The following is an 18,553-nucleotide window of genomic DNA, read 5'->3' on the forward strand; positions in this document are numbered from 1 at the left end:
CTATAAGGAACTATCCATATGAATATCCGTAAAAAAACAGCTCTGATTGCCGCTGCCGCCACTGCCTTTGTCGCTGTCGGTTGTACTGCAAATGCCAAACAGTGGCAGGAAAAATGTGAAGCCTTTCAAAACAGTGTCGTCCTCATTAATACTTTTGAAGTGCCGCAGGGTAAAGAAGCCGAAGCTTTGGCTTCTTGGCGAAAAGCGCGTGATTTTTTGAAAACCCAGCCGGGCTATATAGCTACGCGCCTGCACCAAAATATAGACCCAAACGGTAAATATCATTTGGTCAACGTAGCCCGTTGGCGCAATATGGAAGATTTTAAAGCTGCTACTGCCAAGATGCGTCAGGCCCTGCCGGATAATATGCCTGAAGGGGTTACAGCCAGCCCGGGTTTGTTTAAAGTGATTGAAAACGATATGCCGCATGGTTTTGGCAGATACAATGGCAAAGGATCCGGCCGTAAATTTGAAGTATGCGGCAAGTAATCGCAGGCCGTCTGAAACCTGCTTGAATGAGGTTTCAGACGGCCTTTTGTTTTTCTTTTTGTTGCTTCAGGCCATGATTTGCCTTACAATTCGCGCTTCACTCTTACGGGAGTAGCCATTCGGTGCAATGCCGAAACCGTTGTCAACATAATCGGCTTGTGCGGCCGTGGCAGCGGTATCTTCTCTGCTTTATCGGAAGACAGGCAAGACGTAAGCGTTGTCCATACCCTTGCGGGCGGTATGCACAGCGCTTTTTGTTTGCCCGCTTTTCGGTTGAGTATCTTAAATCATGGAAGCTTTTTTCTCCTCGATGCTGGGCGTTGCCATTGCCGAAATCGGCGATAAAACGCAATTACTGGCGCTCTTTTTGGCAGCACGTTTTGCCCACAAAAACGCGATTGTTGCCGGTATTTTTATTGCAACCCTGTTGAACCATCTTGTTTCAGCCGCACTCGGTGTCTGGCTGGCATCCGCTATTTCGCCCGAAGTCATGAAATGGGTGGTCGGCGGCAGTTTTATTGCGGTCGGATTATGGCTGCTGTTGCCGGACAAAGACGAAGACCCTGACGGCAAGTGGCTGAAATACGGCGCATTTACGGCGACGGTCGTCCTGTTTTTCTTGGCGGAAATCGGCGATAAAACGCAGATTGCAACAGTTCTTTTGGCGGCAAAATACCAATCTATCCTGCTGGTCGTGTTCGGCAGTATTGCCGGTTTGATGATTGCTTCTGTGCCTGCCGTGTATTTGGGCGAAATGCTGATGCGCAAGATTCCGGCCAAAGCAGTGCGCATTGTTGCGTGTATTTTGTTCTGCCTGCTGGGTATTTTGACCCTGCTTGGCGATGGTATTGTGTTGAAGGCCGTCTGAAATGTGGGACATTGTTTTTGAACACAAAGACTTTGTGGTCATCACTAAGCCTTGCGGCGTATCGGTGCACAGCGAATCGGAAGGGGATGTTTGCCTGACCGCATCGCTGGCGCAGCAGCTCGGTGTTGAACGCGTGTGGCTGGTTCACCGATTGGATAAGGCCACCAGCGGCCTGTTGCTGTTTGCGCTCAACCGCGACAGCGCGGCCGCTTTGTCGGCACAGTTTGCCGAGAAAACCATGCGTAAAACTTATTTGGCACTCGGTACGCACAAGCCGGCGAAAAAGCAGGGCTGGGTGAAAGGCGGTATGGCGCGTTCGCGCCGCGGTACATGGAAGCTGACGCGAGACGAGGATAATTTTGCCGTTACCCGTTTCAGCAGCCAAAGCCTGCAGCCCGGTTTGCGCCTGTTTGTGTTGCAACCGTTTACCGGCAAAACCCATCAGCTGCGCGTGGCCATGAAAAGCATAGGCAGTCCGATTTTGGGCGATACGCTGTATGGCGGCGATGAGGCGGAACATCTGTTTCTGCACGCTTGGCGTTTGGTGTTCGACTATCGCGGCGAGCATTTCGATATTCGGGTTACGCCTGATAAAACATGGCCGTCTGAAATCGATTTGTCGGCGTGTTTGGGTTCGGATGAATCCGAATAGAAGCAGTGAAACTTTTGTATATATTAAAAAAGGCCGTCTGAAAATTGTTCAGACGGCCTTTTGATTGTTTCAAGTTTACATTTCCAATTCGCTCAAACCCGGCAAGTCGGCAAAACAGCGGTCATGCGTGATTTGGCAGAAGTTGTCCAGATAGCCTTTGTTGGCATCTTCCGTGCGAATGGCGGCATAAAGTTTGCTTTGCAGGCCGTCTGAAGTGATTTTGCGGTGGACGACGTAGCCTTTTTCCAGATACGGCATGACCGTCCAATAGGGCAGGGCGGCGATGCCGCGTTTGCTGGCAACCAGCTGAATAATGGCAATGGTCAGCTCGCTGTGGCGGCGCGGCGGATTAATGCCTTTGGGCAGCAGTACTTTTTTGGGCAAATCCAGCATCTCATCGGGGACGGGATAAGTAATCAGGGTTTCGTCGATAAAGTCTTCCGCTTCCCAAATGTCTTTGTCGGCAAGCGGGTGATCTTCTGCGCAGATGCCGACCATTTCATAGGCAAACAGAGGGCGGTAGCTGATGCCGTTGAGCGGCTCGGCTTCGGAAACGATGGCAAGGTCGGCGCGGTGTTGCAGCAGCAGCCCGACCGGATCGGCTTGGAAACCGGAAACGATGTCTAATTCAACTTGCGGCCATAAGGGGCGGAACTCGCCCATGGCCGGCATCAGCCAGTCAAAGCAGGTGTGGCATTCGACGGCAAGCCTGAGTTCGCCGGCTTCGCCTTCAATAATCCGCACCAAATCACGTTCGGCGGAGGCAACCTGCGGCAACAGCTCGCGTGCCAGTTGCAATAGGCGCATACCGGCAGGCGTGAAGCGCAAAGGTGTGGATTTACGTTCAAACAACGGCGTTTCGTAATAATTTTCCAAGGCGCGGATTTGGTGTGATAGGGCGGATTGGGTCAGGAAAACCCGTTTGGCGGCAAGGGAAACGCTGCCGGTTTCTTCTAAAGCCAGCAAGGTTTTGAGATGACGCAATTCGATAATAGAGTCCATGTGTTTTCAGACGGCCTGTGGGTAAGGTGGTGTATATTAAAATAATTCATGATGATGTGCAAATGATTAATGTTGGGAATGATTGCTGAAATCGGAATGTAAGAATTTGAGGCATAAACAGATTTTGCGGTTAGAATGCGAAGCTGTTTTTGAAGATAGATATAAGGAGCGGAATATGGCTTTACGCCGCGAAATTCTGGCTTGGTGCGATGAGATATTGCAGGTCGGGCTGTTTAAGGACTATGCACCCAACGGTTTGCAGGTCGAAGGCAAAGAAGAAATTGCCAAAATCGCCACTTCGGTTACCGCCAGCAAAGCTGCAATCGATTTTGCCGTAGAGCAGGGGGCGGATATGCTTTTGGTCCACCACGGCATGTTTTGGAAAAGCGAGCCTGTCACGATTACCGGTTGGAAAAAAACACGCATTGAAACCTTGCTGCAACACCAAATCAATATGGCGGGCTACCACCTGCCGCTGGACGCGCACCCGCAATTAGGCAATAACGCGCAGTTGGCCGAGAAACTCGATTGGGTGCTCGAAAAACAATTCGGCGAGCAAAATCTGTTGAATACAGGCCGTCTGAAAACCACGGAAACGCTGGCGCAGTTGTCTGAACGCATTGAGGCGGTATTCGGCCGCAAGCCGACCGTTATCGGCGATCTTGAACGCGAAATCAAACGCATTGCCTGGTGCAGCGGCGGTGCGCAGGGATTTTTTCAGACAGCCGTAGACGAAGGTGTCGATGCGTATCTGACCGGTGAGATTTCGGAAGCGCAATATCATCTTGCCAATGAAACGGGTGTGGCATTTATCAGTGCCGGCCATCATGCGACAGAACGTTACGGCGTCCGTGCCTTAGGCGATGCCGTGGCAGAAAAATTCGGTATCGAAGTGGTTCACTTTGATGAAAACAACCCTGCCTGAGTATTGAGCAATATCATAAAAACTTTACCTTATTTTAAATAATGCTTTGAGTATTACAACAAACTAGGTAGAATTACGCTGTTTAATGGCTCGGTATTCCCAAAATTTTAGGACGACTGAATAATGGATAATCAAGAAATCAACAACGGTCGCCGCCGTTTCCTGACACTGGCTACATGCGGTGCAGGCGGTGTGGCGGCTCTAGGCGTAGCTACGCCTTTCGTGGCCAGCTTCTTCCCATCGGAGAAAGCTAAGGCTGCCGGTGCTGCTGTCGAAGTAGATGTCAGCAAAATCGAAGCAGGTCAAATGCTGACTGCCGAATGGCAGGGTAAACCGATTTGGCTGGTCAACCGCACAGATCAACAGCTCAAAGACTTGAAAAGTTTGGATGGCGCAGTTACAGATCCTAATTCCGAAGTGGATCATCAGCCCGAAAACTGTAAAAACGAGACCCGTTCGATCAAGCCGAACCTCCTCGTCGCTATCGGTATCTGTACCCACCTGGGTTGCTCTCCGACCTACCGTCCCGACGTTGCCCCTGCGGATTTGGGTGCAGACTGGAAAGGCGGCTTCTTCTGCCCGTGCCACGGTTCGAAATTCGACATGGCAGGCCGAGTATACAAAGGTGTTCCTGCACCGACCAACTTGGTTGTACCGCCTTACAAATATCTGAGCGATACAACTGTTTTGGTGGGCGAAGACTAAAAATAAGGAACGATAATTATGGCAAACCAAACCAATAGCAAAGCAAAAGCATTGTTAGGCTGGATGGACGCTCGCTTCCCTCTGTCTAAAATGTGGAATGAGCATTTGGCTCAATACTATGCGCCGAAGAACTTCAACTTCTGGTATTACTTCGGCTCTTTGGCCCTGCTTGTCCTTGTAATTCAAATCGTCAGTGGTATTTTCCTGACCATGAACTACAAACCGGACGGCAACCTTAACGCCTACCATCTGCCTGCTGCCTTTACCGCAGTAGAGTACATCATGCGCGACGTGTCCGGCGGCTGGATTATCCGCTACATGCACTCCACCGGCGCATCTTTCTTCTTCATCGTCGTTTATCTGCACATGTTCCGTGGTCTGATTTACGGTTCATACAAAAAACCTCGTGAATTGGTGTGGATTTTCGGTTCCCTGATTTTCTTGGCATTGATGGCAGAAGCCTTTATGGGTTACCTGTTGCCTTGGGGTCAAATGTCCTTCTGGGGTGCGCAGGTAATTATTAACCTGTTCTCCGCCATCCCTGTTATCGGTCCTGATTTGTCCACTTGGATCCGCGGTGACTTCAACGTTTCCGACGTTACTTTGAACCGCTTCTTCGCCCTGCACGTTATCGCAGTACCTCTAGTATTGCTCGGCTTGGTTGTGGCTCACATCATCGCCCTGCACGAAGTGGGTTCTAACAACCCTGATGGCGTTGAAATCAAGAAAAACAAAGACGAAAACGGTATTCCACGCGATGGTATCCCATTCCATCCTTACTACACTGTTAAAGACATCTTGGGTGTTGTTGTATTCCTGATTGTCTTCTGTTCTGTGTTGTTCTTTGCACCTGAAGGCGGCGGCTACTTCTTGGAAGCGCCGAACTTCGATGCAGCAAATGCGCTGAAAACACCTCCTCACATTGCGCCGGTATGGTACTTCACTCCGTTCTACGCAATTTTGCGTGCGATTCCTTCCTTTGCCGGTACTCAGGTATGGGGTGTAATCGGTATGGGTGCAGCAGTTGTCCTGATCGCCTTGTTGCCTTGGTTGGATAAAGGCGAGGTTAAATCTGTCCGCTATCGCGGCCCAATCTTCAAAACTGCGTTGGTTCTGTTCATCATTGCCTTCATCGGTTTGGGTATTTTGGGTGCAATGGTAGCAACTGATACTCGTACTTTGGTTGCACGTATCCTGTCTTTCGTCTACTTTGCATTCTTCCTGGGTATGCCGTTCTATACCAAACTGGATACCAACAAACCAGTTCCTGAGCGCGTAACCATGAGCACTACTAAACAAAAAATTATGTTCTTTGTTTACGTCGGTATTACCGTTGTCGGTGCTTACCTGTTTGCAACCAATATCTGATGAGGGCAGCGAAAATGAAACAAACTCTGAAAAACTGGTTTGCTGCCTTATTGTTGGCAGTGCCTATGAGTGCAGCCGTCGCCAGCGGCAGCGGACACTACGAAAAAGTCGATATCGACCTGCGTGATCAAGTCAGTCTGCAGCACGGTGCGCAAATCTTTACAAACTACTGTTTGTCTTGCCACTCTGCAAGCGGTATGCGCTTCAACCGTCTGAAAGACATCGGTTTGACTGAAGATGAAATCAAGAAAAACCTGATGTTCACAACAGACAACGTTGGTGATGTCATGGTAGCGGCAATGGATCCGAAAGATGCCTCCAAATGGTTGGGTGCGCCTCCGCCGGATTTGACCCTGATTGCCCGTTCTAGAGGTGCGGACTACCTGTACGCTTATATGCGCGGTTTCTATAAAGACCCAACTCGTCCGACCGGTTGGAATAATACCGTTTTGGCCGGCGCGAGTATGCCTCACCCATTGTGGGAGCAACAAGGTGTTCAAGCCGTTGAGTTGGATGCCAAAGGTCAGCCCGTTATGATTAAAGACGAGCATGGCAACCTGACTCCTAAACTGTATTGGGAATCTACCGGTCTGCACAGCCGTCGTCTGCCTAATGGTAAAGTAATCCAAAAAGAGTACGATGCGTATGTGCGCGATTTGGTAAACTACCTGGTATACATGGGTGAGCCTGCTCAATTGCAACGCCACCGTATCGGTTACATGGTTTTGACATTCCTGTTTGCCGTAATGTTGCCGTTGGCGTACTTCCTGAAAAAAGAATTCTGGAAAGACGTTCATTAATTCTTTTGAATCAAAAAGGCAAACCTGTTTCAGGTTTGCCTTTTTTGTTTGCTTAATCAATTTATGTCGGATTAATGCAAATCTAAAAATTGCTTAATGTAAACAGTGTGTTATTTTAAATTTCTGGATTAAGTATTTGAAATTATGTATAATTCTTTCTGAATTTTTATAAGGCTTAAGGCCGTCTGAAAAGATTGATCAGGAGTAGAAGATTATGATGACTTTGTATTCGGGTATTACTTGTCCATTCAGCCAACGTTGCCGTTTTGTGTTGTATGAAAAAGGCATGGATTTTGAAATCAAAGATGTGGACGTGTTCAATAAACCCGAAGACTTGGCTTTGATGAATCCGTATAACCAAGTACCGGTTCTGGTTGAGCGTGATTTGATTTTGCACGAATCAAACATCATCAACGAATACATTGACGAGCGTTTCCCTCATCCTCAGTTGATGCCGGGTGATCCTGTTATGCGCGGTCGCGGCCGTTTGGTACTGTACCGTATGGAAAAAGAATTGTTCAGCTTAGTGCAAGTGCTGGAAAACCCTGAATCTACCAATAAAGAACAAGCTAAAGCGCGTGAAGCCATTGGCAATGGTTTGACATTGTTGGCACCATCTTTTACTAAAAACAAATACATCTTGGGCGATGACTTTTCTATGATTGATGTTGCCTTGTCTCCGCTGTTGTGGCGTTTGGATTATTACGACATCAAACTGGGTAAATCTGCTGCGCCTTTGCTGAAGTACGCGGAACGTATTTTTCAACGCGAAGCCTTTATTGAGGCATTGACGCCGGCTGAAAAAGCCATGCGCCGCTAAAGGATGGATATATGGCAACTTCAACCAAACCGTATTTGTTGCGTGCTTTGTATGAATGGTGTTTGGATAATAACCAAACACCGCACATCGTAGCTTGGGTAAATGAACATACCCGTGTACCGATGCAGTATGTGCGTGACAATGAAATTGTTTTAAATATCGGTCCTACCGCCAGCCATAACTTGAATATCGACAACGAATGGGTCAATTTCTCTGCCCGTTTTTCCGGCGTAGCGCACGAGATTTGGATTCCGGTCGGTCATATTGTCAGTATATTTGGCCGTGAAAGTGGAGAGGGTATGGGTTTTGAGGTAGAACCATATCAGCCTGCTTTTGCCGAGGTTGCGGTAGCTGAAGATAAAAAAGCTGAATTTGCGGAAGAAAAACCGAAAAAAGTATTGAAGCTTGTGAAGTAAGTAAAAGATAAAAGGCCGTCTGAAATGTTTCAGACGGCCTTTATTGATTGGGTATTGAAATGGCAAAATTAATGAGCAACGGTTATTAATTAGCCCAAACAAAAAAGCTCTTGCATTTAACAAGAGCTATTTTGTTTAGTGGTGGAGGTAAGCGGGATCGAACCGCTGACCTCTTGCATGCCATGCAAGCGCTCTACCAACTGAGCTATACCCCCGAAATTTGGTGGCGAATCAGGGATTCGAACCCCGGACACAAGGATTATGATTCCTCTGCTCTAACCGACTGAGCTAATTCGCCGTTTCGTGAAGTCGCTATTATAGTTTTTTTTGAATATTTGGCAAGCGCTAATTTTGGTTTTTTTTATTTCTTATTGTTTTTAAAAAATAAAAAGTAGGTTGTCAGGCTATAGCTTATGGCAAATATCGCCGTGGCTAAAGCCTGCCCAGTCGATATCGATGTTTTTGCCAAAAGCGATCACTTTAAAAAGTTCGCCCATTTCGTGCTGATGTATCAGTTTCTGTACTGCGGCGGCTGCTTGGATGTATTCAACTGAATCTGGGCTGCCGATTTGTGCCAGCAAATCGGTGATGCCGAGATTGAGCAGGAAATAGGATTGGGGCAGGTAGCCGATTAAGTCTAAACCTGATTCCGTGCCGGCGCGTGCAATATCGGTGAAATTGACGTGCGCAGTCAAATCGGTCAGGCCGATATTGAAAAACGGATCATGGATGGTATGGTGGCGATAGTGGCCGATAAATGTGCCTTCTTTACGTTGCGGGTGGTAATACTGAGTGGCATCGAAGCCGTAATCGATAAATATTATGCCGCCGCGCTGCAATTTGGCGGCCAGGGTTTGGATAAAGGCATATTGTGCAGGATGTAGCTCGCTTGTGTATGAATGGAAAGGAGGGAGGTACAAGGAGGCTGTTTGTATCAGTTCGGCTTGGGTCAATGGTCTGATGGTTTCGATTAGCTCGTCATTCTCTAGGCTCACGCCGATTTGTTGAAACCCTTCATCTTGATAAATCAAGCGTTCAACCGGCATGGCATCCAATACTTCGTTGCCGATGATGATGCCGTCAAAGTGTTCGGGTAATGTGGTGAGGTGGATGACTTTTGCGGCTGTTTCGGGAGATGTGTGCTCAAGAATGTGTTGACGTTGTCTTTCTGCAAGCTCTGCCGATAGCTCGATAATGTAGTAATGATTCAGGCCGTCTGAAAGATTTTGCAAGAGTGTGGCAGCGAGATGACCTGTACCTGCACCAAATTCGTAGATATTGCCTGCTGTTTGCGGCAGTAATTCGGCAAGTTGTTTGGCAAGGGTTTGTCCGAATAAGGGGGAGAGGGTTGGGGCAGTAATGAAGTCGCCGTCCGTACCAATTTTATGGCTGCCTCCGCTGTAATAACCGTATTGAGGTGTGTAAAGGGCAAGCTCAATAAAACGGGAGAAGGGTATCCAGTTTTGATGTTGTTCAATTTCGTTTTTTATGAGCTTCGTCAGGTGTGCTGAAGAGGCTTGTGCATCAGTGGAAGGGAGGGGGAGTTGTGGCTTCATGACTGTTAGATAATGTAAAAAATTTGAATTTGTTTGTATATTATAGCCCCTTGTGAGAGGGGTGGTAATCGGGTGTAAAAATACTATATGTAGTATTTTAAAAACATAAATAATACTAGATATGGTGTTTTATGCCATATAAAATGGCTAGCATATTAATTTGTCATGCATTTTTGTATATATAAGCTATTGAATTTTAAGTGTTTAGTGTTTCATTTCAGATAAAGGGTTGATTTGACCTGATTGCCAAAATTTCTTATAGTGTCGGTTAGTGGGGCATAGTGGGTGAAAGTGGTTACTTTTTCCCAAAAAGTGTTCCGTAGAAGTGAAAACGAAATATTTTAGGAAGGTGGGATTTTTAATCCCACTCTAGTTTTATTTTAATCGAATTTGGGGTGTGATGTGTTTGGCGGTGCTCATGAATTGAGTATGGACAGTAAAGGGCGGTTGGCGATTCCTGCCAAATTCCGCGATATTTTGCTGCGCCGTTATACGCCTGCAATTGTGGTTACACTGGATTCCCGAAAAAAATTATTGATGTACCCCGAGCCCGTTTGGGAAGAAAAAGCCGAGCAGATTTTGAAGTTGAAAGTAGCTGGCAATGAAGCTTTGCAACGGTATCAGAATTTACTGCTGCACAATGCGGAGATTTTGGAGTGGGATAGCGCCGGACGCGTTTTGATTCCGGCCAATCTGCGCAAACGCGTGGATTTTGAAAAAGAAGTTACTTTGGTTGGCCGTGCAAACCGTATGGAGTTGTGGGGTCGCGAACATTGGGAAGAGGAAATGAATCAGGCTTTGGATATCGATCCTGATGAATTGGCTTTCCAATTGAGTCAAACGGATTTGCAATTGTGAGTAAAGTTGAAAATTATCAGCATGTTACTGTCTTGTTGCATGAGGCGGTGGATGCGTTGGCAATCCGTGAAGACGGGATTTATGTGGACGGTACGTTCGGTAGGGGAGGGCATTCCCGGCTGATTTTGTCGCGTTTGGGTGAGCAGGGTCGTTTGGTTGTTTTTGATAAAGACCCCGAGGCGATTGCGGTAGCTAATGAGCTGGCGGCGCAAGATAAACGTGTCAGTGTCGTACACAATGGTTTTGAAACATTTCAAACGGCCTTGGATGAATTGGGCATCGATAAGATTGACGGTGTGCTTTTTGATTTGGGGATTTCGTCGCCACAAATTGACGATGGCAGCCGCGGATTCAGTTTCCGCTTTGATGCGCCGTTGGATATGCGGATGGATCCGACCCGCGGGATGTCTGCGGCAGAATGGATTGCAACTGCATCCGAACAGGATTTACACGAGGTAATTAAGAATTATGGTGAAGAGCGGTTTAGTCGCCAGATTGCGCGCGCCATTGTTGCGCAACGGGAGGAAAGTCCCATCGATACAACCCGCAAGCTGGCGCAGCTTGTGGCGCAAAACGTCCGTACTCGTGAGCGCGGACAAGACCCTGCAACGCGCACCTTCCAAGCAGTTCGCATCTTTATTAACCGCGAGCTCGAAGAGGTAGAGGCAGTCTTGCCGCAGGTTGCAGGCCGTCTGAAAGAGGGTGGACGTTTGGCCGTCATTGCGTTCCATTCGCTGGAAGACAGAATTGTGAAGCAGTTTATTAAAAAATATTCGCAACATGCGCCTTTGCCCCGTTGGGCAGTGGTTAAGGAAGCGGATTTGCCTCAGCCGCCTTTGAAGGCTGTGGGCAAAGCAATCAAACCGGGTTCGATAGAGACTGAAGCTAATCCGCGTGCACGCAGTGCGGTTTTGCGGGTGGCGGAGCGCAGTAGCGGCGAATTTTCGGTTGTTGACTAGGGAAAGCGTTTCGGCATTGTTGCAAGGGATGTTTCTGTTGACAGGCCGTCTGAAAGTTTGAAATGGGTAAGTTGAATATTTTATTACTGGTTTTGGTGACGGTTTCTGCCTTTGCCGTAGTGTTTAAGCAAAACCAGTCGCGCTTGCACTTTATCGAGTTGGATAAGGCGCAAAAGCGGGAAATTCAGTTGGAACAGGATTACGCGCGCTTGAAATTGGAGCAAGCAAGATTGGCAAACCACAAACTGATTAAAGTGGCGGCCGAAAAGCAACATCTGCTTCCGCCTGGTGCGCATAATACGGCTATGCTGGAACGCAAAAAATAAGAATATAGCCTTGTTTTCAAGGTGTTTACGGGAATTAATAGCTCACTGAGCAGCTAAGTCATGAGAAGTCCAACATGTTAATTAAGAACGAATATAAACCTCAAATGCTGTCTGGAACAACAAAAACGAAAAAGCCGCTGACAAGTAACGGGCGAATCGGTTTGGTGCTGGGCGCTGTTGCGCTGGCATTTACCGGTCTGTTGGTACGCGGGGTTTATCTGCAAACCAGTCAGCATGAATTTTTGAAAAATCAGGGCGACCAACGTTTTGTGCGTACGCTTCCGCTGCCGGCATCACGCGGTATGATTACCGACCGCAATGGTGCCACATTGGCTTTGAGTGCGCCTACTGAATCATTGTATGCCATGCCTTCCGGTATGGAGGAAATGCCGACTGACGAGCAGTTAGAAAAACTGTCGGTCATTGCCGATGTGCCTGTTGAAGTTTTGAAAAATAAATTGTCTAAAAAAGACAAAGGCTTTATTTATCTGAAACGTCAACTCAGCTACGAGAAAGCAGAAGAAATCAAAGCATTGGGCATTAAAGGCATCGCATTCCAAAAAGAATTGAAACGCCATTACCCGATGGGCAATCTGTTTGCGCACGTTATCGGTTTTACCAATATCGACGGCAAAGGTCAGGAGGGCTTGGAGCTTTCCCGTGAGGACAGTCTGCGCGGTGAAGATGGTGCGAAAGTCGTATTGCGTGACAACAAAGGCAATATCGTTGACAGCCTCGACTCTCCACGCAACAGCGTGCCTAAAAACGGCCAAGACATGATTTTGTCTTTGGATCAGCGTATTCAGACGCTGGCTTATGACGAGTTGAACAAGGCTGTGGCTTATCACAAAGCCAAAGCGGGTACCGTTGTGGTATTGGATGCGCAAACCGGCGAGATTTTGGCTTTGGTCAACAGCCCGGCTTACGATCCGAATCAGCCCGGCCAAGCCAATAGCGAACAGCGCCGCAACCGCGCTGTAACCGATATGATCGAACCCGGTTCTGCCATGAAGCCGTTTACCATTGCCAAAGCATTGGATTCCGGAAAAGTGGATGCAACCGATACGTTCAATACTCTGCCTTACAAAATCGGTCCGGCTACCGTACAAGATACCCACGTTTATCCTACTTTGGATGTGCGCGGCATTATGCAAAAATCTTCCAACGTCGGTACCAGTAAACTTTCTGCCATGTTTACGCCTAAAGAAATGTACGATTTCTATCACGATTTAGGTGTGGGTGTGCGTATGCATTCAGGCTTTCCTGGTGAGACTGCAGGTTTGTTGAGAAGCTGGCGCAGATGGCAAAAAATCGAACAGGCAACCATGTCTTTCGGTTATGGCCTGCAATTGAGCCTGTTGCAATTGGCGCGTGCCTATACTGTCCTGACCCATGACGGCGAATTGTTGCCGGTCAGCTTTGAAAAACAGGCGGTTGCGCCTAAAGGCAAGCGCGTCATCAAAGCCTCTACTGCAAAAAAAGTGCGCGAGTTGATGGTTTCCGTTACTGAAGCCGGCGGTACCGGTACTGCCGGTGCTGTGGATGGTTTCGACGTAGGTGCGAAAACCGGTACGGCGCGTAAACTGGTCAATGGCCGCTATGTGGACAACAAACACGTCGGTACGTTCATCGGTTTTGCTCCGGCTAAAAATCCACGCGTGATTGTGGCCGTTACCATCGACGAACCGACTGCCAACGGCTATTACGGCGGCGTGGTTGCTGGTCCCGTATTCAAAGAAGTCATGAGCGGAAGCTTGAACATCTTGGGCGTTTCCCCGACTAAGCCTTTAAGTAATACCGCTACTGTCAAAGTACCGTCATAATCCAAACAATCAAAGAGATATTGTTTATGTTCAGCAAGTTAACCCCCTTGGCTGAAACCAACTTTCCGCCTCTGCTGTGTGAAAACGCAGCAGGGCGTTTGTTGCATTCAGACAGCCGTCAAATCAAACAAGGTGATATTTTCGTTGCCTGTCAGGGCGAATATACAGACGGCCGTAGCTATATCCCTGCCGCCATTGCCAACGGCGCCACCTTTGTTTTTTGGGATGATGACGGAAAATTCACATGGAATCCCGAATGGAACGTTCCTAATCAAGGCATTAAAGATCTGAAACATCGCGCCGGTATGTTGGCGGCACAGGTTTACGGCAATGTTTCAGACGGCCTTAAAGTTTGGGGTGTAACCGGTACCAACGGCAAAACCTCTATCACACAATGGCTGGCGCAAGCTGCCGATCTGTTGGGCGAAAAAACCGCCATTATCGGCACAGTCGGCAACGGTTTTTGGGGCGCATTGGAAGAGACCACGCATACCACGCCAGCTCCCGTTGATGTTCAAACCCTGCTCTACCGCTTCCGCCAGCAAGGCGCAACAGCCGCCGCGATGGAAGTTTCCAGCCATGGTCTTGACCAATCGCGCGTCAACGGCGTGCCGTTTCGCAGTGCAATCTTCACCAATCTCACCCGCGACCACCTCGATTACCACGGCACGATGGAAGCCTATGGCGCCATTAAGTCGCGCCTGTTTTACTGGCACGGCTTGAAACACGCCGTCATCAACGTAGATGACGAATACGGCGCAGAACTCGCAGGTCGTCTGAAAAAAGACTGTCCTGATTTGGCCGTTTACAGCTACGGCTTCAGCGAACACGCCGACATCCGCATTGTTCATTTCACCGCCTCTTCAGACGGCATGGAAGCCGTATTCCAAACCCCGTGGGGCGAAGGCCGCTGCCGCCCCCGCCTGCTCGGACGGTTCAACGCGCAAAACCTCGCCGCCTGCATCGCCTTGCTTTGTGCCAACGGTTATCCGCTTGATAAAGTATTGGATGTGCTGGCAAAAATCCGTCCCGCCTCAGGCCGCATGGACTGCATTATGAACAGTGGCAAACCCTTGGTCGTTGTCGATTACGCCCACACGCCTGACGCATTGGAAAAAGCACTAGCTACCTTGCAGGAAATCAAACCACAGGGTGCGGCTTTGTGGTGCGTATTCGGCTGCGGCGGCAACCGCGACCGCGGCAAACGCCCGCTGATGGGTGCCGCAGCCGTACAGGGCGCGGATAAAGTTGTCGTAACCAGCGACAATCCGCGTTTGGAAAATCCGCAAGACATCATCCATGACATCCTGCCTGCCGTACCTAATCCTGAACGCGTCGAGGTTGATCGCGCCGTTGCCATCCGTTATGCGGTTGAGCAGGCAGCTGCGAACGACATCATCCTTATTGCCGGTAAAGGACATGAAAACTATCAGGATGTACAAGGCGTGAAGCACCATTTCTCCGATTTTGAAATCGCAGAAAAAGCATTGGCAGAGCGCGGTTAAGCCATAACGCAAATATTCAGACGGCCCGAAACTTTAAGGCCGTCTGAAAAAGATTTAAACCTATACAATAAAAGCAATACGACACACGCATTACGGCACGTCAGCCATTAAACCCATCACAGTTGTTTGTTTCGGAGGACTTTTTAACAAGGCCGTCTGAACAACAAGGAGACCGATTTGATGCTGAAAATGCCGACAAAAACCTTATTAATCAGTGCAGCCGTAGTTTTATTCGCAGGCTGTACAACCAAACAACTTCCGCGTCCAACTGCCGAAATCGAGCAGTTGAGGGCGCAACAGCCTCCTGCTGAGCAAAGCCTGCTGAATCCTGTTAAAGGCAAACGTTTTGACGACACTTGGGGCGCAGCGCGCAGTCAGGGGCGCAGGCATGAAGGTGTGGATATTTTTGCTAAGAAAAACACGCCGATACGCAGTACCACGCCCGGTATCGTCACCAAAATCGGGCGCAACCGATTGGGTGGCAAAGTCATCGGCATCCAAGGGCCGGGCGCATGGCACTACTATGCCCACCTCAATAAATTTGCCCGTATCCGTCTGTATGAACGAGTAAAAGAAGGGCAGGTCATCGGCTATGTCGGTAAAACCGGCAACGCTAGAACCACACCGGCCCACCTGCATTACGGCGTATATCTGCCCAGCGGCGCGGTGAATCCGTATCCGCTGATTAATCAGAGCAGATAGGCCTTCTGAACAAGATTTGAGAGTATGAACGCAAAGAAATTGGTTAAGGCAACGAATATCGTCGGTATGGTGGCAGTTGTGCTGCTGGTGTATTGGGTATTTGTTCTGATTCTATCCAATGTTTTCGGGCTTAAGGTATTCCGCGAATACATTACGGAAATTTTCCTGATGAGTATTTTGGGGATTTTTGCCGTGATGGCGGGTGCCTTGATACTGAACATCATGCTGAATCTGACCCGTATCGCCGAGCGAGGACAAGAGGAAGAAAGCAAAGGTGGCCGGAAAACCTTATATTTGCTGTTGGCAGTATTTCCTGTTTTAGCAGCCTTGTTATTTGGCGGAAATTATCTGACTGTTCAGAAAAAACGTCAGATCTTGACTCAATCGCTAGAGCGTATCGTCAAGGATAATCCATCGCAAATCAACGCGTTGGCAGATTATCGTTTTGACTTGGCATACATCAAAAAAGCGGCGTTAATCCTTGAGATGATGTCGAAGGAAGATTCTGCCTTTAAAGCAGCTACAGTGATTGTGCCGGATACGATCGGTAATAAACAGGTTTATTTGGCTTTCTCAGTTGATTCCCAGTTAAGTGGGATTGATGAGCAGACACCCAATGCTCAGGGAGTAGGCGATGATAATGGTTTTGTCGTTACTCGGAATAGCAATAAAGAAACAATCAGCAAAACGCAATATCTTTATGCCCCAAATCTGAGCGAGCGTGAATACTTGCAAAGAATATTTGTCGGACAAACAAATGAAATACGTTATGAGGCAAAAGACGGTAATTACAGCCTTTGCCACCCCTACCGCCAAAACGGAAAAACCATTGTATTGTGTTTTTCCGATTACCAGCAGTATGGGAAAATCGGCAGTTGATAAGAGAAAGTGATTTGTAGTATGAAAAGTTGGTTTTCCAATACATTTCCTGATTATAAAAAATTGCCCAAAAGCGGCAAATTTATGGCATGGCTGACTTTTGTGCAGGGCGTGGTTTGGTTGATTCTGGCATCAATTCAGAGTGTGCAAGGACTGATTAACAACATGGCATGGGCTGTGTTTTTTGGGATTTTACTTTTCATTTTGGGTGTGTTGGCGCTGTCTGCAGCATGGAATGCGTTTAAATACCGTGCAGTAGGTTTTAAGAGAATGACGTATGTGTACATGCCATGCTTGTTCCAAATAGTCTTTGTAGGAGAGGCATTTTCTTTTACGTATTATATAGAAAGTGTACTGCAATTATCATTTAGTCTTACGGTACATAAGCTTACTGTCGGTGTAAATTTTGCCGCTATTCTTTTTATTGTGCTGGCAGGACGCAATTGTCGTCATTTAAAAATGGTTTCCCAAAATACGGATAAAAATGTGGAACCGTTAGAACAAGTAGAACAAGGACAAGAAACACAATCATGAAACCACTAGACCTAAATTTCATCTGTCAAACCCTCGGCCTTCCGATGCCGTCTGAAAATCAACCCGTTTCGCGTATTGTTACAGACAGCCGTGATATTCAGGACGGCGACGTATTTTTTGCGCTTGCCGGTGAGCGCTTTGATGCGCATGACTTTGTTGAAGATGTGTTGGCAGCGGGAGCAACGGCAGTTGTGGTTTCGCGCGAAGATTGTGCGGTTTTGAAAGGCGCTTTGAAGGTTGACGATACGCTTGCGGCTTTGCAAAAACTGGCGAAGGCGTGGCGTGAAAATGTGAATCCGTTTGTCTTTGGTATTACCGGCTCTTCCGGCAAAACGACGGTTAAAGAGATGTTGGCCGGCGTATTGCGTCATCGATTCGGCGATGAAGCTGTGTTGGCGACTGCCGGCAATTTCAACAACCATATCGGCCTGCCGCTGACTTTGTTGAAACTGAATGAAAAACACCGCTATGCCGTCATTGAAATGGGCATGAACCATTTTGGCGAATTGTCTTTGTTGACCCGAATCGCCGGTCCGAATGTTGCTTTGGTTAATAACGCTTTGCGCGCGCATGTCGGTTGCGGTTTTGATGGCGTCGGCGATATTGCTAAAGCAAAAAGTGAAATCTACGAAGGTTTGCTTTCAGACGGCATTGCGCTGATTCCGTGCGAAGATGCCAATATCGCTACATTTGAAGCCGCTACTGCGCAATTGAATGCTCAGACTTTCGGCGTTGCCAGTGGCGATGTCCATGCAGAAAATATTGAGTTGAAACCGTTGTCCTGCGAATTTGATTTGGTGCGTGGCAATGAACGTGTTGCCGTGGTGTTGCCAGTCCCCGGCCGTCACAATGTGCATAATGCCGTAGCGGCTGCTGCTCTGGCTTTGGCGGCAGGTTTGAGCCTTGCCGAAGTTTCAGACGGCCTGAAAAATTTCAGTAATATCAAAGGCCGTCTGAATATCAAGCAAGGCATTAAAGGCGCGACTTTGATTGACGATACTTATAATGCCAACCCCGACAGTATGAAAGCCGCCATTGATGTGCTCGCTGCTATGCCTGCGCCGCGTATTTTTGTGATGGGCGACATGGGCGAATTGGGTGAGGACGAAGCCGCCGCCATGCACGCCGAAGTTGGCGCGTATGCACGGGATAAAGGCATCGAGGCCGCATATTTTGTCGGCGACAACAGCGTTGAAGCAGCGGAAACGTTTGGCGCGGAAGGTTTGTGGTTTGCTGACAAAGATCCGCTGATTCAAGTGTTGAGCCACGACTTGCCTGAACGCGCTACTGTATTGGTCAAAGGCTCGCGCTTTATGAAGATGGAAGAAGTGGTCGAGGCACTGACGGATAAAGAGGTTGTCTGAAA

The 18,553-nt window shown here is 48.2% G+C and carries 20 protein-coding genes and 2 tRNA genes; 18 read left to right on the plus strand and 4 right to left on the minus strand.

Features of this window, described 5'->3' with window-relative positions:
• Positions 1-18: 18 nt before the first annotated feature.
• From HMPREF3022_RS10485 to HMPREF3022_RS10495, 3 genes are all read left to right on the plus strand, one after another.
• Positions 19-489, plus strand: coding sequence for an antibiotic biosynthesis monooxygenase family protein (locus tag HMPREF3022_RS10485; RefSeq protein ID WP_070765612.1), 471 nt, complete (start codon positions 19-21; stop codon positions 487-489).
• Positions 490-778: 289 nt separating this feature from the next.
• Positions 779-1,357 carry a TMEM165/GDT1 family protein gene (locus HMPREF3022_RS10490; RefSeq protein ID WP_070765613.1) on the plus strand — a complete coding sequence of 193 codons (579 nt, stop codon included), beginning with the start codon at positions 779-781 and terminating at the stop codon, positions 1,355-1,357.
• Position 1,358: 1 nt separating this feature from the next.
• Positions 1,359-2,009, plus strand: coding sequence for a TIGR01621 family pseudouridine synthase (locus tag HMPREF3022_RS10495; RefSeq protein ID WP_070765614.1), 651 nt, complete (start codon positions 1,359-1,361; stop codon positions 2,007-2,009).
• Positions 2,010-2,084: 75 nt separating this feature from the next.
• Here the strand turns inward: HMPREF3022_RS10495 and HMPREF3022_RS10500 are convergent, their stop codons facing one another.
• On the minus strand, positions 2,085-3,011 hold the full coding sequence (locus tag HMPREF3022_RS10500) for a LysR family transcriptional regulator (RefSeq protein WP_049331956.1): 927 nt from the start codon (positions 3,009-3,011) through the stop codon (positions 2,085-2,087).
• 175 nt (positions 3,012-3,186) lie between these two features.
• Here HMPREF3022_RS10500 and HMPREF3022_RS10505 point away from each other — a divergent pair, with 175 nt between their 5' ends.
• From HMPREF3022_RS10505 to HMPREF3022_RS10530, 6 genes are all read left to right on the plus strand, one after another.
• Positions 3,187-3,936 carry a Nif3-like dinuclear metal center hexameric protein gene (locus HMPREF3022_RS10505; protein WP_049331953.1) on the plus strand — a complete coding sequence of 250 codons (750 nt, stop codon included), beginning with the start codon at positions 3,187-3,189 and terminating at the stop codon, positions 3,934-3,936.
• A 123-nt stretch (positions 3,937-4,059) separates the two neighbouring features.
• Positions 4,060-4,641 (plus strand): ubiquinol-cytochrome c reductase iron-sulfur subunit, encoded by a 582-nt coding sequence (gene petA, locus HMPREF3022_RS10510; RefSeq protein WP_003681863.1) that lies wholly within the window; start codon positions 4,060-4,062, stop codon positions 4,639-4,641.
• An 18-nt stretch (positions 4,642-4,659) separates the two neighbouring features.
• Entirely contained in the window at positions 4,660-6,009 is a 1,350-nt protein-coding gene (locus tag HMPREF3022_RS10515; RefSeq protein ID WP_003681866.1) for a cytochrome b, read from the plus strand.
• A gap of 14 nt (positions 6,010-6,023) precedes the next feature.
• A complete protein-coding gene (locus HMPREF3022_RS10520) occupies positions 6,024-6,809 on the plus strand; it encodes a cytochrome c1 (protein ID WP_070765615.1) in 786 nt (261 codons plus the stop codon).
• Positions 6,810-7,023: 214 nt separating this feature from the next.
• The gene (locus HMPREF3022_RS10525) at positions 7,024-7,629 is read left to right on the plus strand and encodes a glutathione S-transferase N-terminal domain-containing protein (protein WP_039861850.1); all 606 of its coding nucleotides are present in this window, start codon (positions 7,024-7,026) and stop codon (positions 7,627-7,629) included.
• Between the two features lie 11 nt (positions 7,630-7,640).
• The gene (locus HMPREF3022_RS10530) at positions 7,641-8,045 is read left to right on the plus strand and encodes a ClpXP protease specificity-enhancing factor (RefSeq protein ID WP_049331951.1); all 405 of its coding nucleotides are present in this window, start codon (positions 7,641-7,643) and stop codon (positions 8,043-8,045) included.
• A gap of 139 nt (positions 8,046-8,184) precedes the next feature.
• Here HMPREF3022_RS10530 and HMPREF3022_RS10535 read toward each other — a convergent pair.
• The 3 genes from HMPREF3022_RS10535 to HMPREF3022_RS10545 form a co-directional block, all read right to left on the minus strand.
• Positions 8,185-8,260: transfer RNA gene (locus HMPREF3022_RS10535), tRNA-Ala, on the minus strand.
• Between the two features lie 6 nt (positions 8,261-8,266).
• Positions 8,267-8,343, minus strand: a tRNA-Met gene (locus HMPREF3022_RS10540).
• A gap of 106 nt (positions 8,344-8,449) precedes the next feature.
• Complete coding sequence (locus HMPREF3022_RS10545; protein WP_049331949.1) at positions 8,450-9,601, minus strand: class I SAM-dependent methyltransferase; 1,152 nt, start codon at positions 9,599-9,601, stop codon at positions 8,450-8,452.
• A 402-nt stretch (positions 9,602-10,003) separates the two neighbouring features.
• Between HMPREF3022_RS10545 and mraZ the strand changes: the two genes are divergently transcribed.
• From mraZ to murF, 9 genes are all read left to right on the plus strand, one after another.
• On the plus strand, positions 10,004-10,459 hold the full coding sequence (gene mraZ / locus HMPREF3022_RS10550) for a division/cell wall cluster transcriptional repressor MraZ (protein WP_039861849.1): 456 nt from the start codon (positions 10,004-10,006) through the stop codon (positions 10,457-10,459).
• Complete coding sequence (gene rsmH / locus HMPREF3022_RS10555) at positions 10,456-11,418, plus strand: 16S rRNA (cytosine(1402)-N(4))-methyltransferase RsmH (RefSeq protein WP_049331946.1); 963 nt, start codon at positions 10,456-10,458, stop codon at positions 11,416-11,418. Before mraZ ends, rsmH begins: the two co-directional genes overlap by 4 nt.
• A 62-nt stretch (positions 11,419-11,480) precedes the next feature.
• Positions 11,481-11,744, plus strand: a complete 264-nt coding sequence (gene ftsL, locus HMPREF3022_RS10560; protein WP_003681879.1) for a cell division protein FtsL — start codon at positions 11,481-11,483, stop codon at positions 11,742-11,744.
• A gap of 74 nt (positions 11,745-11,818) precedes the next feature.
• Positions 11,819-13,567: a peptidoglycan D,D-transpeptidase PBP2 gene (locus HMPREF3022_RS10565; protein ID WP_070765616.1), complete on the plus strand. Its 1,749-nt coding sequence runs from the start codon at positions 11,819-11,821 to the stop codon at positions 13,565-13,567.
• A gap of 26 nt (positions 13,568-13,593) precedes the next feature.
• On the plus strand, positions 13,594-15,072 hold the full coding sequence (locus tag HMPREF3022_RS10570; RefSeq protein ID WP_070765617.1) for a UDP-N-acetylmuramoyl-L-alanyl-D-glutamate--2,6-diaminopimelate ligase: 1,479 nt from the start codon (positions 13,594-13,596) through the stop codon (positions 15,070-15,072).
• 180 nt (positions 15,073-15,252) lie between these two features.
• Positions 15,253-15,774, plus strand: coding sequence for a M23 family metallopeptidase (locus tag HMPREF3022_RS10575; protein ID WP_070765618.1), 522 nt, complete (start codon positions 15,253-15,255; stop codon positions 15,772-15,774).
• 24 nt (positions 15,775-15,798) lie between these two features.
• Positions 15,799-16,653: a peptidase gene (locus tag HMPREF3022_RS10580; RefSeq protein WP_070765619.1), complete on the plus strand. Its 855-nt coding sequence runs from the start codon at positions 15,799-15,801 to the stop codon at positions 16,651-16,653.
• A gap of 21 nt (positions 16,654-16,674) precedes the next feature.
• Positions 16,675-17,187: a hypothetical protein gene (locus HMPREF3022_RS10585; protein ID WP_070765620.1), complete on the plus strand. Its 513-nt coding sequence runs from the start codon at positions 16,675-16,677 to the stop codon at positions 17,185-17,187.
• On the plus strand, positions 17,184-18,551 hold the full coding sequence (gene murF / locus HMPREF3022_RS10590; protein WP_070765621.1) for a UDP-N-acetylmuramoyl-tripeptide--D-alanyl-D-alanine ligase: 1,368 nt from the start codon (positions 17,184-17,186) through the stop codon (positions 18,549-18,551). The genes HMPREF3022_RS10585 and murF overlap by 4 nt, the downstream gene beginning before the upstream one ends.
• Positions 18,552-18,553: the final 2 nt, after the last annotated feature.

Origin of the sequence: Neisseria sp. HMSC065C04 (genome assembly GCF_001815375.1) — a bacterium.
GTDB classification, from domain to species: domain Bacteria; phylum Pseudomonadota; class Gammaproteobacteria; order Burkholderiales; family Neisseriaceae; genus Neisseria; species Neisseria flavescens_D.

Bases quoted from the DNA above. Each gene is read 5' to 3' on its own strand.
- HMPREF3022_RS10490 (WP_070765613.1), top strand. From the start codon at position 779: ATGGAAGCTTTTTTCTCCTCGATGCTGGGCGTTGCCATTGCCGAAATC.
- HMPREF3022_RS10545 (WP_049331949.1), bottom strand. From the start codon at position 9,601: ATGAAGCCACAACTCCCCCTCCCTTCCACTGATGCACAAGCCTCTTCA.
- murF (WP_070765621.1), top strand. From the start codon at position 17,184: ATGAAACCACTAGACCTAAATTTCATCTGTCAAACCCTCGGCCTTCCG.
- HMPREF3022_RS10495 (WP_070765614.1), top strand. From the start codon at position 1,359: ATGTGGGACATTGTTTTTGAACACAAAGACTTTGTGGTCATCACTAAG.
- HMPREF3022_RS10520 (WP_070765615.1), top strand. From the start codon at position 6,024: ATGAAACAAACTCTGAAAAACTGGTTTGCTGCCTTATTGTTGGCAGTG.
- HMPREF3022_RS10580 (WP_070765619.1), top strand. From the start codon at position 15,799: ATGAACGCAAAGAAATTGGTTAAGGCAACGAATATCGTCGGTATGGTG.
- HMPREF3022_RS10505 (WP_049331953.1), top strand. From the start codon at position 3,187: ATGGCTTTACGCCGCGAAATTCTGGCTTGGTGCGATGAGATATTGCAG.
- petA (WP_003681863.1), top strand. From the start codon at position 4,060: ATGGATAATCAAGAAATCAACAACGGTCGCCGCCGTTTCCTGACACTG.
- HMPREF3022_RS10575 (WP_070765618.1), top strand. From the start codon at position 15,253: ATGCTGAAAATGCCGACAAAAACCTTATTAATCAGTGCAGCCGTAGTT.
- HMPREF3022_RS10485 (WP_070765612.1), top strand. From the start codon at position 19: ATGAATATCCGTAAAAAAACAGCTCTGATTGCCGCTGCCGCCACTGCC.
- HMPREF3022_RS10565 (WP_070765616.1), top strand. From the start codon at position 11,819: ATGTTAATTAAGAACGAATATAAACCTCAAATGCTGTCTGGAACAACA.
- HMPREF3022_RS10500 (WP_049331956.1), bottom strand. From the start codon at position 3,011: ATGGACTCTATTATCGAATTGCGTCATCTCAAAACCTTGCTGGCTTTA.
- HMPREF3022_RS10585 (WP_070765620.1), top strand. From the start codon at position 16,675: ATGAAAAGTTGGTTTTCCAATACATTTCCTGATTATAAAAAATTGCCC.
- HMPREF3022_RS10530 (WP_049331951.1), top strand. From the start codon at position 7,641: ATGGCAACTTCAACCAAACCGTATTTGTTGCGTGCTTTGTATGAATGG.
- ftsL (WP_003681879.1), top strand. From the start codon at position 11,481: ATGGGTAAGTTGAATATTTTATTACTGGTTTTGGTGACGGTTTCTGCC.
- HMPREF3022_RS10515 (WP_003681866.1), top strand. From the start codon at position 4,660: ATGGCAAACCAAACCAATAGCAAAGCAAAAGCATTGTTAGGCTGGATG.
- HMPREF3022_RS10525 (WP_039861850.1), top strand. From the start codon at position 7,024: ATGATGACTTTGTATTCGGGTATTACTTGTCCATTCAGCCAACGTTGC.
- HMPREF3022_RS10570 (WP_070765617.1), top strand. From the start codon at position 13,594: ATGTTCAGCAAGTTAACCCCCTTGGCTGAAACCAACTTTCCGCCTCTG.